The sequence below is a fragment of the Georgenia faecalis genome, from assembly GCF_003710105.1.
Classification (GTDB): Bacteria; Actinomycetota; Actinomycetes; order Actinomycetales; family Actinomycetaceae; genus Georgenia_A; species Georgenia_A faecalis.
This window is the reverse complement of sequence record NZ_CP033325.1, coordinates 1,988,050-2,007,704: the sequence shown is the minus strand read 5'-3', so window position 1 is coordinate 2,007,704 and position 19,655 is coordinate 1,988,050. Positions and strand designations below refer to the sequence as shown.

General features: G+C 74.4%; 17 protein-coding genes. 8 read left to right on the top strand and 9 right to left on the bottom strand.

Features of this window, described 5'->3' with window-relative positions; translation table 11 throughout:
- Positions 1 to 189 precede the first annotated feature (189 nt).
- Positions 190 to 1,581, top strand: coding sequence for a cytochrome P450 (locus EBO36_RS08750; protein WP_122824263.1), 1,392 nt, complete (start codon positions 190 to 192; stop codon positions 1,579 to 1,581).
- Between the two features lie 309 nt (positions 1,582 to 1,890).
- Here the strand turns inward: EBO36_RS08750 and glnA are convergent, their stop codons facing one another.
- A complete protein-coding gene (gene glnA / locus EBO36_RS08745; protein WP_122824262.1) occupies positions 1,891 to 3,315 on the bottom strand; it encodes a type I glutamate--ammonia ligase in 1,425 nt (474 codons plus the stop codon).
- A gap of 171 nt (positions 3,316 to 3,486) precedes the next feature.
- On the opposite strand from glnA, the gene EBO36_RS15330 reads away from it, so the two are divergent.
- On the top strand, positions 3,487 to 3,861 hold the full coding sequence (locus EBO36_RS15330) for an RDD family protein (protein ID WP_164471413.1): 375 nt from the start codon (positions 3,487 to 3,489) through the stop codon (positions 3,859 to 3,861).
- 76 nt (positions 3,862 to 3,937) lie between these two features.
- Here EBO36_RS15330 and EBO36_RS08735 read toward each other — a convergent pair whose 3' ends face one another.
- The 4 genes from EBO36_RS08735 to EBO36_RS08720 are packed head-to-tail and all read right to left on the bottom strand — an operon-like array spanning position 3,938 to position 6,821.
- Positions 3,938 to 4,648 (bottom strand): DUF4191 domain-containing protein, encoded by a 711-nt coding sequence (locus EBO36_RS08735; protein ID WP_122824261.1) that lies wholly within the window; start codon positions 4,646 to 4,648, stop codon positions 3,938 to 3,940.
- A gap of 11 nt (positions 4,649 to 4,659) precedes the next feature.
- On the bottom strand, positions 4,660 to 5,682 hold the full coding sequence (locus EBO36_RS08730; RefSeq protein WP_122824260.1) for a lipoyl synthase: 1,023 nt from the start codon (positions 5,680 to 5,682) through the stop codon (positions 4,660 to 4,662).
- A 33-nt stretch (positions 5,683 to 5,715) separates the two neighbouring features.
- A complete protein-coding gene (lipB, locus tag EBO36_RS08725) occupies positions 5,716 to 6,378 on the bottom strand; it encodes a lipoyl(octanoyl) transferase LipB (protein ID WP_122824259.1) in 663 nt (220 codons plus the stop codon).
- A gap of 26 nt (positions 6,379 to 6,404) precedes the next feature.
- Complete coding sequence (locus tag EBO36_RS08720) at positions 6,405 to 6,821, bottom strand: MarR family winged helix-turn-helix transcriptional regulator (protein ID WP_122824258.1); 417 nt, start codon at positions 6,819 to 6,821, stop codon at positions 6,405 to 6,407.
- Between the two features lie 128 nt (positions 6,822 to 6,949).
- On the opposite strand from EBO36_RS08720, the gene EBO36_RS08715 reads away from it, so the two are divergent.
- The gene (locus EBO36_RS08715) at positions 6,950 to 9,205 is read left to right on the top strand and encodes an MMPL family transporter (RefSeq protein ID WP_122824257.1); all 2,256 of its coding nucleotides are present in this window, start codon (positions 6,950 to 6,952) and stop codon (positions 9,203 to 9,205) included.
- A 60-nt stretch (positions 9,206 to 9,265) separates the two neighbouring features.
- Positions 9,266 to 10,723 carry a protein kinase domain-containing protein gene (locus tag EBO36_RS08710; protein WP_122824256.1) on the top strand — a complete coding sequence of 486 codons (1,458 nt, stop codon included), beginning with the start codon at positions 9,266 to 9,268 and terminating at the stop codon, positions 10,721 to 10,723.
- A 10-nt stretch (positions 10,724 to 10,733) separates the two neighbouring features.
- On the opposite strand, the gene EBO36_RS08705 is transcribed toward EBO36_RS08710, so the two are convergent.
- Positions 10,734 to 11,663 (bottom strand): TIGR01777 family oxidoreductase, encoded by a 930-nt coding sequence (locus EBO36_RS08705; protein ID WP_122824255.1) that lies wholly within the window; start codon positions 11,661 to 11,663, stop codon positions 10,734 to 10,736.
- 178 nt (positions 11,664 to 11,841) lie between these two features.
- On the opposite strand from EBO36_RS08705, the gene EBO36_RS08700 reads away from it, so the two are divergent.
- The gene (locus tag EBO36_RS08700; RefSeq protein ID WP_122824254.1) at positions 11,842 to 13,038 is read left to right on the top strand and encodes a CynX/NimT family MFS transporter; all 1,197 of its coding nucleotides are present in this window, start codon (positions 11,842 to 11,844) and stop codon (positions 13,036 to 13,038) included.
- A 302-nt stretch (positions 13,039 to 13,340) separates the two neighbouring features.
- Here EBO36_RS08700 and sucB read toward each other — a convergent pair whose 3' ends face one another.
- Positions 13,341 to 15,257, bottom strand: coding sequence for a 2-oxoglutarate dehydrogenase, E2 component, dihydrolipoamide succinyltransferase (gene sucB, locus EBO36_RS08695; protein WP_122824253.1), 1,917 nt, complete (start codon positions 15,255 to 15,257; stop codon positions 13,341 to 13,343).
- Positions 15,258 to 15,283: 26 nt separating this feature from the next.
- Entirely contained in the window at positions 15,284 to 16,645 is a 1,362-nt protein-coding gene (lpdA, locus tag EBO36_RS08690) for a dihydrolipoyl dehydrogenase (RefSeq protein WP_122825562.1), read from the bottom strand.
- Between the two features lie 163 nt (positions 16,646 to 16,808).
- On the opposite strand from lpdA, the gene EBO36_RS08685 reads away from it, so the two are divergent.
- Entirely contained in the window at positions 16,809 to 17,132 is a 324-nt protein-coding gene (locus EBO36_RS08685) for an oxidoreductase (RefSeq protein ID WP_122824252.1), read from the top strand.
- 105 nt (positions 17,133 to 17,237) lie between these two features.
- On the opposite strand, the gene EBO36_RS08680 is transcribed toward EBO36_RS08685, so the two are convergent.
- Positions 17,238 to 18,713, bottom strand: a complete 1,476-nt coding sequence (locus EBO36_RS08680; RefSeq protein WP_122824251.1) for a leucyl aminopeptidase — start codon at positions 18,711 to 18,713, stop codon at positions 17,238 to 17,240.
- Positions 18,714 to 18,806: 93 nt separating this feature from the next.
- Here EBO36_RS08680 and EBO36_RS08675 point away from each other — a divergent pair, with 93 nt between their 5' ends.
- Both EBO36_RS08675 and EBO36_RS08670 read left to right on the top strand, forming a co-directional pair.
- Positions 18,807 to 19,160, top strand: coding sequence for a hypothetical protein (locus EBO36_RS08675; RefSeq protein ID WP_122824250.1), 354 nt, complete (start codon positions 18,807 to 18,809; stop codon positions 19,158 to 19,160).
- Positions 19,157 to 19,606, top strand: coding sequence for a hypothetical protein (locus EBO36_RS08670; RefSeq protein WP_241236937.1), 450 nt, complete (start codon positions 19,157 to 19,159; stop codon positions 19,604 to 19,606). The genes EBO36_RS08675 and EBO36_RS08670 overlap by 4 nt, the downstream gene beginning before the upstream one ends.
- Positions 19,607 to 19,655 lie beyond the last annotated feature (49 nt).

Genomic DNA, 19,655 nt, shown 5'->3' with positions numbered 1-19,655 from the left:
TCCCGGGGAGGTGGGCTGGAGGGGGCGCCACGGGGCTGAGCGGCGCTCTGTCGCACATGTTACGCGCACCCCTGCATAGTTATGCAAACTCGGCGGGTGCGGCGTCGCAACCTCGGGATGCTACCGGGGCGCCCGCCTGGGAAGGTGGGCATTCCACCGTGTGGGCGGTGCGGGCCCGAGGGGAGCACGATGACGGCGCAGACATCCGGGCGATCGGCCACGGGCCGGCCGGTGAACCGCTTCGCCGCACGCGCCGGACCGGGGCAGGGGGGCGAGGTCCCCACGGCGACCCTGCTCGACGGCGCACGGACGCTGGCCACCGTCATGCTCCCGGTCGTCGCGCGCGGGGCGATCGTCCGCCGACCCCGCGTCGTCGGGCTCGTCGAGCGGATCGACGGCGACCGCCGCGCCGTCGCGCAGATGCAGCGCGTGCGCGAGCGGTACGGGCCCGGGCCCGTGCAGGTGCGGATCCCGGGGCGCCGGTTCACCTTCCTCCTCGAACCCGACCAGGTCCACCGCGTCCTCGCGCAGTCCCCGGAGCCGTTCGCCACGGCCACCCGGGAGAAGCGTGGGGCACTCAGCCACTTCCAGCCACGGGGCGTCCTCATCTCCGACCCGGCCGGCCGGGCCCGACGGCGCCCGCTCAACGACGCCGCCCTCCAGCCCGGGCGCGCCGTGCACGAGCACGGGGCGCACATGGCGGCACTCATCAGCGAGGAGGTCGACGCGCTCCTCGCCGACGTCGACCGCGCCGGCGTGCTCGACTGGGACGCCTACGTCACCGCGTGGATGCGCATCGTGCGCCGGATCGTCCTCGGCGACGGCGCCCGCGACGACGACGCCGTCACGGACGACCTCCTGCGCCTGCGTCAGGCCGGCAACTGGTCGTTCTTCGCCCCCACGCGCCTGGCGACGCGCCGACGGTTCCTCGCCCGGATGCGCGCCTACCTCGAGCGGGCCGAGCCCGGCAGCCTGGCCGCCAGGCTCGCGGCGGCCCGCGCCCCGCGCGGGAGCGCGCCGCACGAGCAGATCCCCCAGTGGCTCTTCGCCTACGACGCGGGCGCCTGGTCGAGCTTCCGTGCTCTCGCCCTCCTGTCGACGTTCCCCGAGGCGGGGGCGCGCGCCCGGGCCGAGGCCGGCGTGGCCCCGGACCTGCCGTACCTGCGTGCCTGCGTCCTCGAGTCGCTGCGGCTGTGGCCGACGACGCCGGCGATCCTGCGGGACACCACCGCGCCGACGACGTGGTCGAGCGGCACGCTGCCCGCCGGGGCGTCCGTCGTGCTGTTCGCACCGTTCTTCCACCGCGACGACACCCGGCTGCCGCAGGCGCACCGGTTCTCGCCGGAGCTGTGGCTCGACGCCCGCACCGAGGCCGACTGGCCGCTCGTCCCGTTCAGCGGGGGACCGGGGATGTGCCCGGGGCGCGACGTCGTCCTCCTCACCGCCAGCACGGTGCTCGCCCGGCTCCTGGCTGCGCGCGGCTTCCGGCTCGAGGGGGGCGCGCCGCTGTCCGCCGACGCCCCGATGCCCGGCACGCTGAGCCCCTTCCGCCTGCGCTTCAGCACCACCCGTCCCTCGTGATCATGCAGAAACGCTGACGCCCGACGCCGCCCGACCCCCGCCCACCCCGGGGCCACCCCGGGCCACCCCGTGGTGATCATGCAGAAACGCTGGCGCCGTCGGCGTCCCGGGCACTAGCGGGTGACATCGCGGTGGCTATAGCGCTGCGATCTCACCCGTTGACGTCCCGCCGGGCGGCTGAGCCCCGCTCAGCTGGGCCGGGCGGGCCGAAGACGAGGAACGGCGGCTGACACCGGACGACGTCGCACGACGTGTCGCAGGTCAGCCGCCGTTCCGGGCCGCTACTGAGCGAGGGGGAGAGCCCTCGGATCAGATGTCGTAGTACAGCTCGAACTCGTGGGGGTGCGGACGCAGGCGCAGGGGGTCGACCTCGTTGGCGCGCTTGTAGTCGATCCACGTCTGGATGAGGTCCGGCGTGAAGACGTCGCCCTCGGTGAGGTAGTCGTGGTCCGCCTCGAGCGCGTCGAGGACGGCCGGCAGGGAGTCCGGCACCTGCTGGATCTGGGCGTGCTCCTCCGGGGGGAGCTCGTACAGGTCCTTGTCGACCGGCTCCGGCGGCTCGATCCGGTTACGGATGCCGTCGAGACCGGCCATGAGCATCGCCGAGAAGGCGAGGTACGGGTTGGCCGACGGGTCGGGCACGCGGAACTCCACGCGCTTGGCCTTGGGCGAGGCGCCCGTGACGGGGATGCGGATGCACGCGGAGCGGTTGCGCGCCGAGTACACGAGGTTGACCGGGGCCTCGTAACCGGGGACCAGGCGGTGGAAGGAGTTCACCGAGGGGTTGGTGAAGGCCAGGAGCGAGGGGGCGTGGCGCAGGAGGCCGCCGATGTACCAGCGGGCGAGGTCGGACAGGCCGCCGTAGCCGCGCTCGTCGAAGAACAGCGGCTTGCCGTCCTTCCACAGGCTCTGGTGGGAGTGCATGCCGGAACCGTTGTCACCGAAGATCGGCTTGGGCATGAACGTGGCGGACTTGCCCGCCGCCCACGCGACGTTCTTGACGACGTACTTGAACTTCATGAGGTCGTCGCCGGAGGCGCGCAGCGTGGAGAAGCGGTAGTTGATCTCCTGCTGGCCGGCGGTGCCCACCTCGTGGTGCGCCCGCTCGACGTCGAGCCCGACCTCCTGGAGGACGCGGACCATGTCGTCGCGCAGGTCGGCCATCTGGTCGTTGGGGGAGACGGGGAAGTAACCGCTCTTGTACTGCGTCTTGTACCCGAGGTTGCCGCCCTCCTCGACCCGTCCGGTGTTCCAGGCCGCCTCGGCGGAGTCGAGGTGGTAGTAGCTGGAGTGCTGGTTCGTGCTGAAGCGGACGTCGTCGAAGACGTAGAACTCGGCCTCGGCCCCGAAGTAGACGGTGTCGGCGATGCCGGTGCTGCGCAGGTACGCCTCGGCCTTCGCCGCGATGTTGCGCGGGTCGCGGGAGTACGCCTCGTCGGTGAACGGGTCGACGATGGAGAAGTTGACCACGAGCGTCTTCTGCTTGCGGAACGGGTCGACGAACGCGCTCGTGACGTCGGGCACGAGCTTCATGTCCGACTCGTGGATCGCCTGGAAGCCGCGGATCGAGGACCCGTCGAACATCAGGCCCTCGGTGAAGGCGTCCTCGTTGAAGGCCTCCACGGGGATGTTGAAGTGCTGCATCTTCCCCGGCAGGTCACAGAACCGGACGTCGACGAACTTGACGCCCTGCTCCTTCGTGAAGGCGATGGCCTCTTCGGCAGTGGTGAACATCCACGCTCCTCTAGCGGTGTCGGGTCAGCAGGTGGGTTACACGTTCCCCGCCCGGGACACCCCGACGCTAGCGGCGCACCGTTTCTCTCGTGTTCCCCGAATGTGTCGGGCGTGTTACACAACTCGCTGCCCGGGCCGGGCCGACGGCGGCCGCGCGGTTACGCTCCCAGGGTGAGCACGTACGCCCCGACCGCCCCGCTGTGGCGCCGCGTCATCGCCCTCGTCGTCGACTGGGCCATCGCCACGGCCATCTCGGCGGGCTTCCTCGACAACCACCCCCTGGCCACGGTGGCCGTCTTCGCCGCCATCACGTGGATCCTCCTCGCCACGCGCGGCGCGACCATCGGCCACACCCTCGTCGGGCTCACCGTCCGGCGCGCCGACGGCGGACCGGTGGGCCCGCGCCGGGCGTTCATCCGCACGCTCGGGCTGTGCCTCGTCATCCCCGCGGTCGTCTGGGACCCGCAGGGGCGCGGGCTGCACGACCTGTGGGCCGGCACTGTCGTCACCGAGCGGCGCGCACCGGTGGGCCGCCCGCGGCGCTGACCGCGCCGGTGGGAAGGCGCCCGGGGATGGGGCGCCGCGCACAGGGCGGCGCCCCCGACGGGGCCCTGCAGGAGGCTCAGCGCCCGCGCATGCCCTTGCGGTCGGGGCGCGCGCGCATCGGGTCGACGCCCTTGGGGATGGGCAGGCGTGCCTGGCCGAGCGCGCGCAGGCGCTTGGAGACCTCGGCGACCTCGGCCCGCGTGAGGGTCTTCTTGAGCTTCTGGATGGTCTTGGTGAGCTTGGGCAGGGGGACCTGGCCCTCGCCGTCGCCCACCTGGATCAGGTGGATCGTCACGTTGGGGACGACGCGGGCGACGCGACGCCGCTCGGCCTCGAGCATGCGCTGCGCGCGGTGCGACGGGCCCTCGCTGATGAGGACGACGCCGGGGCGGCCGACGGCGCGGAACACGAGGTCCTTGTGACGCGGGTCGATGGCGACCGGCTGCTCCTCGATGTTCCAGCCACGGCGGATCGTCCCGAGCGCGGACCCGGTGGCACCCGGCGTGCCGGCGATGCGCGAGTACGCGGCCTTCTCCGCCCGGCGGGACAGGATGAGCATCGTGACGATGACCGCGAACGGGATGCTCAGCAGCACCAGGTAGAGCACCTGGTCCATGAGCAGGCCGATGACCACGCCGAGGGCGATGATCCCGAAGAACGCTCCGAGGAGCCACCAGGTGATGGACGGCTGCACGCCCCGCGTGAGGGTGTAGACCTCCCACAGCTGGTGGTACCAACGCCTCTTCTTCGGCTTCGGGGTGCCGTCGGGGTTCTTCGTGCGGGCCATGATCGGCGATCCTACCGGGCGGCGGTCGCGGCGGCGGTCGCGACGACGGCCGCGGCTTCCTGCCGCGCCGTCGTCGGCTCGGCGAGGTGGGCGAGGGCGGCGGGCAGGGCCTCGCCGCGGCGGGTCATGGCCCGGCCCCACAGCCGCCCGGCCCGGTAGGAGGAGCGCACGAGCGGCCCGGACATGACGCCGAGGAAGCCGATCTCCTCGGCGATGCGGGACAGCTCGACGAACTCCTCGGGGCGGACCCAGCGGTCGACGGGGTGGTGGCGGACCGAGGGCCGCATGTACTGGTTGATGGTGATGATGTCCGTGCCGGCGGCGTGGATCAGTCCCAGCGCCTCGACGGCCTCGTCGAACGTCTCGCCCAGGCCGAGCATGAGGTTGGACTTCGTCACCAGGCCGTCGGCGCGCGCGGCGGTGAGCACGCTGAGCGAGCGGTCGTAGCGGAACCCGGGGCGGATGCGGCGGAAGATCCGCGGGACGGTCTCGACGTTGTGGGCGAGCACCTCGGGCCGGGAGGAGAAGACCTCGGCGAGCTGGGCGGGGTCGGCGTCGAAGTCGGGGATGAGCAGCTCGACGCCGGTTCCCGGGTTCTGCGCGTGGATCTGGCGCACCGTCTCCGCGTAGAGCCAGGCGCCGCCGTCCTCGAGGTCGTCCCGGGCGACGCCGGTGACCGTCGCGTAGCGCAGGCCCATGGTGGCGACCGACGCGGCGACCTTGGCAGGCTCGGCCCGGTCGAGCGGGGACGGCCTGCCCGTGTCGATCTGGCAGAAGTCGCACCGCCGGGTGCACTGCGAGCCACCAATGAGGAAGGTCGCCTCGCGGTCCTCCCAGCACTCGAAGATGTTGGGGCAGCCGGCCTCCTCGCACACCGTGTGCAGCCCGGAGCCGTGGACGAGCTCCTTGAGGTCGCGGTACTCGGGACCCATCGTCGCGCGCGTCTTGATCCACGCCGGCTTCTTCTCGATGGGGGTCGCAGCGTTGCGAGCCTCGACCCGCAGCATGCGGCGGCCCTCCGGGGCGATCGTCACGAGCGCATCTCCGTCCGTCGTCGGACCTTCAGCCTACGGCCGCTCGGCCACTCTCTCGCGCAGGAGCGGGGCGAGCGCGCGTCCGAGGTGGTGCTCGGCGAGCGGGGCGATGTCGAGCGGGGTGAGCACCCGCCCCGTCTCGGCGGTCAGCGACGTCACGCCGACGTCCGGGATCCCGCACGGGACGATGGCGGAGAAGGCGGTGAGGTCTGGGCAGGCGTTGATCGCCACGCCGTGCATCGTCACGCCGCGGGCGACGCGCACGCCGATGGAGGCGAGCTTGCGGTCCTGGCCGCCGGCGGCGTCGCGGATCCACACCCCGGAGCGGCCGGGCACCCGGACCGAGGCGACGCCGACGTCGCCGGCGAGCGCGATGACGGCGTCCTCGAGCGCGCGGACGTAGGCGATGACGTCGACCGGGGGGACGAGCCGGACGATGGGGTAGACGACGAGCTGGCCCGGGCCGTGCCAGGTGATCCGGCCGCCGCGGTCGACGTCGATCACCTCGGTGCCGTCGACCGGCCGCTCGGAGCGGGCCGTGCGCTTGCCGGCGGTGTACACGCTCGCGTGCTCGAGGAGCAGGATGGTGTCCTCCCGGACCCCGTCCGCGACCTCGGCGTGCAGCGCGCGCTGGTGGTCCCAGACCCGGCGGTAGTCGACGAGCAGCTCGCCGAGCCCTACTCGTTCGACCCGCATGCCCCCGATCCTAGGTGCCGCGACGCTCACCGTCGCAGTACCGCGAGAAGCCCGGCCCGCAGGTCGTCGACCTCCGCGGCGGACAGGCCGTGGGTGACGAGCTGCTCGACCGCCTGCGGTCGGCTCACCTCGGCGAGGACCTGGCGCCCGGTGTCGGTGAGCGCCACGACGTGGCGCCGCCGGTCGGAGGCGTGCGGCTCGCGCCGGAGGTACCCGGTGCGTTCGAGGCGCACGAGCATCCGGCTCACCGACTGCTCGGTGACGCCCAGGGCCGTGGCGATCTGCCGCTGGGAGTGGTCCTGGCGCGCGAGGACGGCGAGGACGGGCAGGCTCGCGTGGCTGATGCCCCACTGGGCCAGGTACTCGTCCCACTGGCGTTCGACCTTGCGGGCGGCCGCCGAGAGAAGCCGGCCGGTCGGCCACCGGCTCGGGTCTTCCTCCACCTCTGGTCCTTTCCCGTACCCCGTGCGCTGCGTGCGCAGGCTATCCCCATGTTGCGGCTGCCGGGGACGTGCCGCACCATTACTCAGCGCGCTGAGCAATGTGCGCCCCGCTTCGCCGAGAGGTCGTCATGCCCGCGTCACGCGTCCGTCCACCTGCCCCAGAACGCCGCAGCCGGGCGGGTTCCGCCGTCGGCCGGGCGCTGCTGCTGCTCGGCGTCCTCGCCGCGTGGCTCGCCATCGCCACGTTCGGCGGTATGGCGCAGGGCACGCTGTCCGAGGTCCAGGAGAACGACAACGCCGCGTTCCTCCCCGAGGGTGCGGAGTCGACGCGCGCGGACGAGCTGGCCCGAGAGTTCACCGAGAGCTCCAGCCTGCCCGCGCTCGTCGTCCTCGAGTCCGACGACGGCGCCGCGCTGACGCCCGAGCAGCTCGAGGCGGGCACCGCCTTCGCCGAGCAGGTGCCGGCGCTGGAGCTGCCCGGCGGCGGTCCGCTCGAGGACTACCTCACCGGCCCGGTGATCGCCGTGCCGTCGGAGGACGGCGAGGCCATGCTCGTGCCGATCTCGCTCGATGCCGACCGCGCCAACGAGCTCGTCGGCGAGGAGGAGGAGCGCGTCGTCAACCTCACGGTCGACGAGCTGCGCGTCTTCGCCGCCGAGGAGCTCGACGGCACGGGCCTCACCTCGTGGGTCACCGGTCCGGCCGGCGCCATCGCCGACCTCGTCGAGGCGTTCGCGGGCATCGACGGCCTGCTCCTCGGGGTGGCGCTCGTCGTCGTCCTCGTCATCCTCGTGCTCGTCTACCGCTCGCCGATCCTGCCCTTCACGGTGCTGCTCACGTCGGTGTTCGCCCTGTGCGCGGCCGCGCTGGTCATCAAGCCGCTCGCCGGGGCCGAGGTGCTGCTCCTCAACGGCCAGAGCCAGGGCATCCTCTCCATCCTCGTCATCGGTGCGGCGACCGACTACTCGCTGCTCCTCGTCGCCCGGTACCGCGAGGAGCTCACCCGGCACGAGCGCCCGGTCGACGCGATGCGGGTGGCGTGGCGTGCCTCCCTCGAGCCGATCCTCGCCAGCGCCGGCACGGTCATCGCCGGCCTCCTGTGCCTCCTGCTGTCCGACCTCGGCTCCAACTCCAGCCTCGGCCCGGTCGCCGCGATCGGGATCGCCTCCGCGGTCCTCGCCGCCCTCACGCTGCTGCCCGCCCTGCTCCTCATCGCCGGCCGCCGGTCCCGCGCCCTGTTCTGGCCGCGCGTGCCGCGCGTCGTCGCCGCCGAGGACGCCCGTCCCGTTCGCGCGGGCCTGTGGCAGCGCGTCGCCGACGGCGTCACGCGCCGCGCCCGTCCCGTCTGGGTGGTCACGGCCCTGGGGCTCGCGGCCCTCGCCGCCTTCGTCCCGACCCTGCAGGCCAACGGCACGAGCGAGTCCGACGTGTTCCTCACCGACGTCGAGGCGGTGGCCGGCGAGGAGGTGCTCGCCGAGCACTTCGACGAGGGCACGGTGCAGCCGTCGGTGGTCATCACCGCCGAGGACAACGCTCAGGACGTGCTCGGCGCCGCCGAGGGGGTCGACGGCGTGGAGTCGGCGACCATCCTCACCGAGGCGCCCGAGGGCGCCGCGCCGGGTGGGATGCCCGGCGGTCAGCCCGGTGGCGGGGAGCAGCCCACCGAGGACGCCCCGCCGGTCGTCGTCGACGGCAACGTCCGCATCGAGGTCGTCACGACGGCCGCGGCGGAGAGCCAGGAGGCCGTGGCCACGGTGGAGGCGCTGCGCACCGCGGTGCACGACGTCGACGCCGACACCCTCGTGGGTGGGGCGGCGGCGCAGCGGCTCGACACCCAGCAGACCGCGGCCAAGGACCTGCGCACGATCATCCCGGTCGTCCTCGTCGTGATCTTCATCATGCTCGCGCTGCTCCTGCGCTCCATCGTCGCGCCGCTCCTGCTGCTCGGTGCCAACCTGCTCTCGTTCGGCGCGACGATGGGGCTCGCGGCGATCTTCTTCAACCACGTCTTCGACTTCCCGGGCGCCGACGCCACCGTGCCGCTGTACGGGTTCGTCTTCCTCGTCGCACTGGGGATCGACTACTCCATCTTCCTCATGACGCGGGTCCGTGAGGAGTCGCTGCACCATGGCACCCGGGAGGGGGTGCGCCGGGGCCTGGCGGTCACGGGCGGGGTCATCACCTCGGCCGGGCTCGTCCTCGCCGCCACGTTCAGCGCGCTCGTGGTCATCCCGTTGCTCTTCCTCGTCCAGCTCGCCTTCATCGTCGCGGTCGGGGTGCTCATCGACACCTTCATCGTGCGGTCCCTGCTCGTGCCCGGCCTGGTCCACGACGTCGGCCGCACCTCGTGGTGGCCGTGGGCGAAGCGGATCCCCCAGGACTGACGCCCGCCGGGCCTGTGGACAGGCCCGGCGGCGGCAGGCCGGACGGAGTTTCCTGCTGCCATGGTCGGTCGGCGCACCCGCTCGCCCGGGGGGCCCGAGGTCCCCGGGCACCGGTTGGGCGCTCCCGTGGGTTTCGGGGCGAACGGGGCGGTGTGGTCGGCGCGGGACGCGGCGGGGCGGGACGTGGTTGTCAGCGTCCTCCCGCTCGCCCCGGGTGAGGCGGGGGCGGCCCAGCTGCGTCGCCTCGCGGCCCTCCGGGGGCTGGCGCACCCGCACCTCGCCCGGGTCGTCGACGTCGTGGGGCTCGACCAGCGCCGGTGCGCGCTGGTGAGCGAGCGGGTCCCCGGGCCCACACTGGCCACCGTCCGCGCGGCGGGCGGCGGGGCGTCGCCCGGCGAGCTGGCGACGCTCCTGGCGAGCCTGGCGGACGCCCTGGCCTCGCTCCACGACCGGGGCGTGGTCCACGGAGACGTCTCGCCGGCCAACGTCGTCATCGCCCCCGGCGGGGTGCCAGTGCTCGTCGACCTCGCCGGGGAGGTCGCTCACGAGCTCGGCACACCCGGCTTCATCGCGCCCGAGCGCGCCCGCGGCCAGGCGGCGGGCGCCCCGGGGGACGTGTGGGCCCTGGCGCGGCTCGTGCTGTGGGCCGGCCCGGACGAGCCCGACCCGGGCGTGGCCGCGCTGGTGGCCGCCGCGCTCGATCCCGACCCGCCCCGCCGGCCGACGGCCCGCGCGCTCGCCAACCGGTCCCCGGCGGTCGCCGCCAAGGGCGTCCGGGTGCCCTCCGCCCCCGAGCTGGCGCAGGCGCGGCTGCGCGCCACGGACTCCCCGACCCGGGTCCGGCCCCCGACCCGGCGCGAGGTGCGCGAGCGGGCGGCGGTGCGGCAGGCTCGCCCGACCCGGCGAGCGCGCAGGCCGTGGTCTCTCGCGCTGGCCGCCGTCGCCGTCGGGACGGCGCTCGTCGTCGCGGGGATGCAGGTGGCGGGCCAGGGGCCGGCGGGTCGGGCGGTGGGGGAGCCGCGCGGGCCGGTGCCCGGGGCGACCGGCCCTGCCGCCACCACACCCGGCATGACGGCGGAGCCCGCTAGCCCCACCACAGGTGCACCGAGCCCCGGTCCCGGTGCGTCGCCCGGCCCGGCCCCGGGGGCGTTCGACGCCCGCGCCGTCGTCGGCTCGCTCCTCGACCGGCGCGACGCCGCGCTCATGGCGGGGGACCGGGAGGGCCTGGCGGCGCTCAGCGTCCCGGGTGGGCCAGCGGCGGCCGGGGACGAGGAGCTGGTCGGGCGCATCGCGTCCTCGGCCACGACCATCCGCGACCTGCGGACGGAGGTGGTGGAGGTGCGCACCGTCGAGGAGTCGGCCCGCGGGGCGGTGCTCGAGGCGGTGCTCCGTCAGCAGGCCCACCGGCGCGTCGTCGACGGCGAGGTGGTCGACGTCCCCGCGCAGCCCGCCCGCTGCCTGCGCCTCACGCTCGCGGGTCCGCCGTGGCGCCTTGCGGACGCGACCCCCTGCCGGTAGGGGGGCGGGCTCAGGCCCGGGCGCCCACCCACGCGGCGGCGTCCTCAGCGCGGGGGTGGAGGAAGGTGAAGCCGTCCGCGAGCAGGCGTGAGGGGAGCATCCGCTGGGAGGCGAGGACGTCGTCGGCGAACGGGCCGAGGGCGACCCGCAGGGCGAGGCGGGGGACCGGGACGAACGCGGGACGACCGAGCGAGCGGGCGAGCGCCCGGATCACCTCCCCCTGTCGCTGCGGGTTCGGCCCGGAGACGTTGACCGGGCCCGTGAGCGGGGAGTCGATGAGGTGGAGCTGTGCGCGGACGTGGTCCGCCAGCGAGATCCACGGCCACCACTGCCGCCCACCCCCCAGGGGCCCTCCGAGCCCCGCCTTGAACAGCGGGAGCAGCGGCCCGACGGCGCCGCCGCCCGGGGCGAGGACGATGCCCGTGCGCAGGAGGGTGACCGTCACGCCGGCCTCCTGGGCCGGTGCCGTGGCCCCCTCCCACGCCCGGCAGACGTTCGCGAGGAAGTCGCTGCCCAGCGTCGAGTCCTCCGTGAGGGCCTCCTCGCCGCGGTCCCCGTAGATGCCCACGGCCGAGGCCTGGAGGAGGCGGGGCGCCGGGCGCCCGGCTCGCGCACGGCGGCGCGCCTCCTCGGCGAGGGCGCCGGCCAGGAGGCGGGTGCCGTCCACGCGGGAGGCGAGGATGGTCTCCCGGTAGGCGGGCGTCCAGCGGTGGTCACCGACGCCGGCGCCGCCGAGGTTGACGACGACGTCGACGTCCTCGAGCGCGTCGGCGGGCAGCACCCCGGCGCCCGGGTCCCACTGCACCTCCTCGGGCGAGGTGGCCGGGCGGCGGACGAGCCGGCGCACGGTGTCGCCCCGGTGGATGAGGTGCCGCGCGAGGTGGCTGCCGAGGAGTCCGGAGGCCCCGGCGGCGAGGACGGTGAGCGGGCGGTCGGCCATGCCGCCACGCTAACCACGCGCGGCAGGTACGGCCCGCCGGAGGCGCGCGGCGGGTACGGCCCGCCGGAGGCGCGCGGCGGGTGCGGCCCGCCGGAGGCGCGCGGCGGGGTACGGCCCGCCGGAGGCGCGCGGGCCGGTCCTCGCAGCGCCGGGCGGCCCGAGCGTGTTGGATGTGCCGATGAGCATTCCCCGCGACGCGCGGCGCCGGTACGGGGCCGGGAGCGTGCTGGTACTGGCCGCCGTCGTCGCCGTGGCGGTCAACCTGCGCGCCCCGGTGGCAGGCGTCGGGCCGGTGCTGGAGGAGATCCGCAGCGGCACCGGCCTGTCGGTCGGGGCGGCCGGGTTCCTCACCTCCCTGCCCGCGCTGTGCTTCGCGGCGATCGGGCTCGCCAGCCCGTGGCTCGCCCGCACCCTGGGCACCACCCGCGCGATCACGGCCGCGCTGGTGCTCCTGGCCGTCGCGCTCGTCGTCCGGGTGACCGGCGCGTCGCCGACCCTCCTCGTCGGCAGCGTCGCGGCGTGCGCGGGGATCGCGGCGGTCAACGTGCTGCTCCCGGTGGTCGTCAAGGAGCGGTTCGGCCACCGCGTCGGGACCGTCACCGGCCTCTACACCTCGGCGCTGGCCGGCGGGTCCGCCGTGGCGGCCGCCGTCACGGCGCCCCTCGCCGTGGCGGCCGGGCCCGGCGGGTGGCGGATCGCCCTCGCCGTGTGGGCCCTGCCGTGCGTGGTCGCGGTGGCCCTGTGGGTGGCGGCCTCGCGCCGAGACCCGCGGGGCACCCCCGTGGTGCGCCCGCGCGAGCGGGTCGACCGGCGCCTCGTCCATCACCCGGTCGTCTGGGGGCTGACCGTCTTCTTCGGTGCCCAGTCGCTCATCTTCTACACGATCCTCGGCTGGCTGCCCGCGGTGTACCGCGACGCGGGCCTCGACGCGGCGACCGCGGGCACGCTGCTGGCGGTGTGCGTGCTCATCGGGGTGCCGACGTACTTCGTCGTGCCGGTGCTCGCGGCGCGGCGGCCCGGTCAGCGGGCGTGGGCGGTCGGGCTGACGGCGGCGGCCGTGGCCGGGTTCGCCGGCCTGCTCGTCGCGCCCGCGGAAGGGGCGTGGCTGTGGGCGGTCCTGCTCGGCCTCGGCAACGCGACGTTCCCCCTCACCATGAGTCTCTTCGCGCTGCGGACGAGCAGCCCCGCCCAGACGGCGGCCGTCTCCGCCGCCGGGCAGAGCGCGGGCTACCTCATCGCGGCGGTCGGCCCCATCGGCGCGGGCCTCCTGCGCGAGGCCACGGGTTCGTGGACGGCCCCGATCCTCGCGCTGCTCGCCGTCCTGGTGGTCCAGGCGGGGGCGGGCATGCTCGCCGGGCGCAGCGGGCAGCTCTGACCCCGGGCTGACGGATAGCCGGCCGCGTCCTGGCCGCGTGGGCCGGCCCGGCACACCGTGGTAGTGGCGTCGCGCTGCCTGGCCCGTCGATCACGCCCTTATGGGTGAGAAAACCGTGCCTATGGCGCTGGAAAGTCACCCATAGTCCCACCGTCACGCGTAGGCCCCGCGTAGGCCCGGGGCCGGTGAGCAGGGGGGGCGCGGGCGGCGCCCACGTCTGCCCCACGTCTGCCCGACGCCGACGCCCGGCACGCCGAAGGCCCCGCACCGGCAGGGTGCGGGGCCTTCGTCAGGGCAGCGGGTCAGAGGCCGAGCTCGCCCTCGAACGCCCCTTCCTCGAGGCGCTTCTTCACGGTCTGCAGGTAGCGGGCCGCGTCCGCGCCGTCGACGATGCGGTGGTCGTAGGACAGGGCGAGGTAGACCATCGAGCGGATGCCGATCGTCTCGTTGCCGTCGGCGTCCTGGACGACCATGGGCCGCTTGACGATGGTGCCGACGCCGAGGATCGCCACCTGCGGCTGGTTGATGATCGGCGTGTCGAACAGGGCCCCACCGGAACCGGTGTTGGTGATGGTGAAGGTCCCGCCACCGAGCTCGTCCGGGGTGACCTTGTTGTCCCGGGTCCGGGCCGCGAGATCGTTGATCTTGCGGGCGATGCCGGCGATGTTGAGGTCGCCGGCGTCCTTGATGACCGGGACGAGGAGGCCGCGCGGCGTGTCCACCGCGATCGCCACGTTCTCCTGGCCGTGGTAGACGATCTGCTCGCCGTCGATCTGCGCGTTGATCTTCGGGTGGGCCTTGAGCGCCTCGGTGGCGGCCTTGACGAAGAACGGCAGGAACGTGAGCTTCGTGCCTTCGCGCTCGGCGAAGGAGTTCTTCGCCCGGCCGCGCAGCGCCGCGATGCGGGTGACGTCCGCCTCGACGACCGTCGTCAGCTGCGCGGAGACCTGGAGCGAGTCGACCATGCGCTTGGCGATGACCTTGCGCAGCCGCGACATCTTCTCGGTCGTCCCGCGCAGCGGGGAGACGTCGGGGATGGTCGCCGCCTGCTTGGCGGGCGCGGCCTCGGCGGCGGGGGCCGCAGCGGCGGCGCGGGCGGCCTCGGCGGCCTTCTCCGCCGCCTCGAGGACGTCCTGCTTGCGGATCCGACCGCCGACGCCGGTACCGGTGACGGAGTCGAGGTCCACGCCCTTGTCGTTCGCGAGCTTGCGCACGAGCGGCGTGACGTAGGACGCGGCGGCGGCGCTGTGCGAGGAGCTGGCGTCGGGGGAGGACGGCTCGGGCTCGCCGCCGCCGGTCTCCTTGGCCGTCGCCGCACCGGCCTGCGCGGCCGGGCGGGCCTGCTCCTGCTGCGCGGGAGCCTCCTGCGCAGGAGCCTTCTCCTGCGCGGGAGCCTCCTGCGCCGGGGCCTTGTCCTCGGCGGGAGCCTGCTCGGACGCGGCCTGGGCGGCGGGGGCCACCTGCTCGGCCGGGGCGGAGGAGCCGGTGGGCTCGCCGGCCGGCTCGCCGCCGACGTAGCAGAGCTCGGCGCCGACCTCGACGGTCTCGTCCTCGCCGACGAGGATCTTCGTCACCACACCGGCGACCGGGGAGGGGACCTCGGTGTCGACCTTGTCGGTGGAGACCTCGAGGAGGGGCTCGTCGACCTCGACGGTCTCGCCCTCGCTCTTGAGCCAGCGGGTGACGGTGCCCTCGGTGACGGACTCGCCGAGGGCGGGCATCGTCACGGCCTGGCCGGAGCCAGAACCCCCAGAGCCAGAACCGCCCGAGCCGGACCCTCCGGACCCGGAGCCACCGGCCGACGCGGTCGCCTCGGCGGCCGCCTGCGCGGGCTGCTCACCGGCGGCGGGCTGGGCCGCCTCGACCTCCTCGGCGGCGGGCGTCGGGCTCGCCGCGGGGGAGGACTGGGGGCCGTCCTCGGCGGGGGCGGACGCCTGGGCGTCCTCCTGCTCGGGCGCGGAGGCGTCGCCGCCACCGCCGGAGCCGTCGCCGATGATGACGAGCTCGGCACCGACCTCGACCGTCTCGTCCTCCTCGACGAGGATCTTCTCCACGACGCCGGCGACCGGCGAGGGGACCTCGGTGTCGACCTTGTCGGTCGAGACCTCGAGCAGGGGCTCGTCGACCTCGACCGACTCACCGACCGCCTTGAGCCAACGGGTGACGGTGCCCTCGGTGACGGACTCGCCCAGCGCGGGCATCTTCACGGACTCAGACATGACCTGGCGTCTCCTTCGATGGGCGGTCAGTTGTGGGAGTGGAGCGGCTTGCCGGCGAGCGCCAGCGCCGCCTCACCCAGGGCTTCGTCCTGGGTGGGGTGGGCGTGGATGAGCGAGGCCACGTCGTCCGGGTAGGCCTCCCAGTTGACGATGAGCTGGCCCTCGCCGATGAGCTCCCCGACGCGCGACCCGATCATGTGGACGCCGACGATTGGGCCGTCCTTCTGGCGCACCAGCTTGACGAAGCCCTGGGTCTTGAGGATCTGGCTCTTGCCGTTGCCGGCGAGGTTGAACTCGACCGACTCGACGCCGTCGTCCCCGTACAGCTCCTTGGCCTTCGCCTCGGTGACGCCCACGGAGGCGACCTCGGGCTCGCAGTAGGTGACCCGCGGGATGCCGGACTCCACGATGACCGCCGGGTTGAGGCCCGCGATCTCCTCGGCGACGAAGATGCCCTGCTGGAAGCCGCGGTGCGCGAGCTGCAGGCCGGGGACGATGTCGCCGACGGCGTAGATGTTGCCGACGCCGGTGTGGAGGCGCTCGTTGGTGAGGACGAAGCCGCGCTCCATGGGCACGCCCTGCTCCTCGTAGCCGAGGTTCGCCGTGGCCGGGCCGCGCCCGACGGCGACGAGGAGGATCTCCGCCTCGTACGTCTTGCCGTCCTCGGTGGTGACGACGACGCCGTCGGCGGTCTGCTCGACGCCGGCGAAGCGGGTGCTCGTGGCGAAGTTGATCTTGCGCTTGCGGAAGGCCCGCTCGAGGGCCTTGGACAGCGACTCCTCCTCGTTGGGCACGAGGTGGGGGAGGGCCTCGATGATCGTGACGTCGGCGCCGAAGGAACGCCAGACGGAGGCGAACTCGACGCCGATGACGCCGCCGCCGAGCACGATGGCGCTCGTGGGGACGGTGTCGAGCTGGAGGGCCTGCTCGCTCGTCATGACGCGGCCGCCGATCTCGACACCCAGCGTGCGGGAGAAGGACCCGGAGGCGAGCAGGACGTTGCGGCCGCGGTAGGCGCGCCCGTCGACCTCGACGGTGTCCTGCGCGACGAGCCGGCCCCAGCCGGTGATGTAGTCGATCTTGGCGGCGGAGACGAGGCCCTGCAGACCCTTGTACAGGCGCCCGACGACGGCGTCCTTGTACGAGTTGACGCCGGGCATGTCGATGCCCTCGAACGACGCCTTGACGCCGACCGAGGCCGCCTCGTTGATCTCCTCGACGACGGCGCCGCTGTGGAGCAGGGCCTTCGTGGGGATGCAGCCGCGGTGCAGGCAGGTGCCACCGAGCTTGTCAGCCTCGATGAGCGCGATCTTCAGGCCGAGCTGAGCGCCGCGGAGCGCGGCTGCGTACCCACCACTTCCCGCTCCCAGAATGACCAGGTCATACATGGTGTCCTCAGACGTGGTGGTCACGTACCTCTCCTCGAGCGCGGGGTAGGGCCGACGGTGGCCCGGCGTCCCCCCATCTTGTCACCGTCCGGCGGCGGGGCACCACCACACCCGTTGTACGGCGGGTCACACGCACCGCTCCGCCGCTCTAGTCTGTGGCGTTATGCGGTTGTTCCCCCGACGGCGCCAGCAGGCCACGCGCGAGCCCTCCCGTGCCGAGGTGAAGGCCGAGACGACGGCGCACTTCCGGCAGTTCGTCTCGACCCGCGTGGGCGTCGAGGGCTACCTCGAGCCCGCGACCTACGTGGATCCGCCCACCCTCGTGCTCGTCGCGCGCACGGGGGAGTGGACCCGGCGCCGCGTCCCCGACGCGCAGGCGGCGCGCGAGCTGGGGCGGACGCTGGAGATCCCCGTCTACGACGTCAACCTCACCGGCTACCCGGCGCGCATGCGGGAGTGGAGCGCGCAGCAGCGCCGCGGCGGCTGACGGCGCCGGCCGGTACGCGCGCCCGCGATGCCGGCCCGCGCACCGCCGCGAACGCGAACGCGAACGGGCCCGGCCGCGAGGATCGGCCGGGCCCGTGACGTCCGTTCAGCGCTGCGCGGCGCCCTCGAGCAGGCCCAGGAGCGTGCGCACGCCCATGCCCGTGCCCCCCTTGGGGGTGTACCCGCGCGGCGAGCCCTCGTTGTAGGCGGGCCCGGCGATGTCGAGGTGGGCCCAGGGCGTCTCGCCGACGAACTCCTGGAGGAAGAGGCCCGCGACGAGCATGCCGCCGAAGCGGTCGCCCATGTTGGCGAGGTCGGCGACCGGGGAGCGCAGGGAGTCCCGCAGCTCGGTGGGCAGCGGCATCGGCCAGAACTGCTCGCCCGTGCGGTCGGCGGCCGCGACGACAGCACCCCGCACGTCCTCGCTGCCCATGACGGCACCGACCTGGTTGCCCAGGGCGACCATCTGCGCGCCCGTGAGGGTGGCGATGTCGGCGACGACGTCGGGGCTCTCCTCGCACGCGGCGACGAGGGCGTCGGCCATGACGAGGCGGCCCTCGGCGTCGGTGTTGAGCACCTCGACGGTCTTCCCGCCGCGCATGGTGACGACGTCGGAGGGGCGCTGCGCGCTGCCGGAGGGCATGTTCTCGGCCAGGGCGAGCCAGCCGGTGACCCGCACGGGGAGGTCGAGGGCGGCGGCGGCCAGGACGACGTGGAGGACGGTGGCGGCGCCCGCCATGTCCATTTTCATCGTCTCCATGCCCTTGGCGGGCTTGATGGACAGGCCGCCGGAGTCGAAGGTGATGCCCTTGCCGACGAGGGCGTAGTGCGCCTTGGCGCGCGCGGGGGCGTAGGTGACCTTGACGAGGCGGGGCGGGCGCAGCGAGCCCTGGCCGACGCCGACGATGCCGCCGTAGCCGCCGGCGGCGAGCTCGCGCTCGTCGAGCACGCTCACCTTGACCTTGGTCCCCTTGGCCGCGGCCTTGGCCTCGTCCGCGAAGGACTGCGGGAAGAGGTCGCGGGGGGAGGCGTTGACGAGGTCGCGGACACCGGCGACGGCGTCGGCCAGCACGCGCGCCCGCTCGACGGCGGCCTTGGCGGCCTTGTCGCGGGCCAGCGGCGTGGCGAGCTCGACGCGGGTGACCGGCGCCGGGTCGGTGCGGCGGTACCGGTCGAAGCGGTACGCGCCGAGCAGTGCGCCCTCGGCCACGGCTCCGACCTCCTCGGCCGTCGTCGCGGGCAGCGCCAGGACGGCGTCGGCGGTGCCGGCGAGCGAGCGCACGGCCGCACCGGCGGCCCGGCGCAGCGCCTCGGCGCCCGGACGGCCTGCGGCGACCGGCCCGAGCCCGGTGAGGACGACGACGTCGGCGGCGAGGCCGTCGCCGGCGGGGATGCGCAGGACCTCGTCCGCGGTGCCCTTGACGCCGAGGGCGGGCAGGAGCGCGGTGAGGCGGTCCACGACGGCGCGCGGGAGGTGGTCGGCGAGGAGGCGGGCGGCGCCGTCGTCGCTCGTCGTCGCGAGGACGAGGGCGTCGGCGTGGCTGCGGGCAGGGTCCTTGGGGCTCAGGCTCAGTTCGGTCACGGTGTCGATGCTAGCGGCGCGGCGGCACGGCGGGCAGGTGGGAGCAGCCCCGGGCGGGCGTCCGGTGGTCCCGGAGGTCGGTACGCTCGCCCCGTGCTTGCTGCTGTCGTCGCCGTGGCCGGGTTGGCCGGCGTCCTCGCCCTCTGGGCCGCCCTGTTCGCCGTCCGCGACCGTGCGGTGATCCTGCGACAGCTCATCGCCGGCGGTGTCGTCGAGGCGGCGATCCTCGTGCAGATGGTCGTCGCCGGCATCGGCCAGGCGGGCGGCCACCCGGTCGCCGACCCGTGGACCCTGTGGGGCTACCTCGTCGTCGCCCTCATGGTCCTGCCGCTGGCGGCGGCCTGGGCGCTGGCGGACCGGACCCGGTGGAGCTCCGTCGTCCTCGTCGTGGCGGCCTTCACGGTCGCGGTCATGGAGCTGCGTGTGTGGCAGGTGTGGTCCGCGTGAGCGCAGGACTGTCGACGACCCCCGCCGAGGACCGGCGCCGCCCGGCGTACGGCGTCGGGCGCGTGCTCATCGCGGTGTACGCCGTCTTCGCCATCTCGGCCACGGCCCGCGCCGTCGTCCAGCTCCTGCGGGACGCCTCGGAGGCGCCGCTGGCCTACGGGTTGTCGGCCCTGGCCGCCGTGGTCTACGTCGCCGCGACCGTCCTGCTCGCCCACAACGGGCGGCGCGCCCGGCGGGCGGCGTGGGTGGCGGTGCTCTTCGAGCTCACCGGCGTCCTCGTCGTCGGGGCCCTGAGCCTGTCCCGGCCCGAGCTGTTCGGCGAGGACACCGTGTGGTCGGCGTTCGGGCAGGGCTACGGCTACGTGCCGCTCGTCCTGCCCCTGCTGGGCATGGTCTGGCTGTGGCGGTCGAGCCCCGTGCGGATCGCCGCCACCGCGGGCGGCTGAGCGACCCTCCTGGCTGCGGGACTCCCGGGTGCGCGCCTCTCTCGTCGGA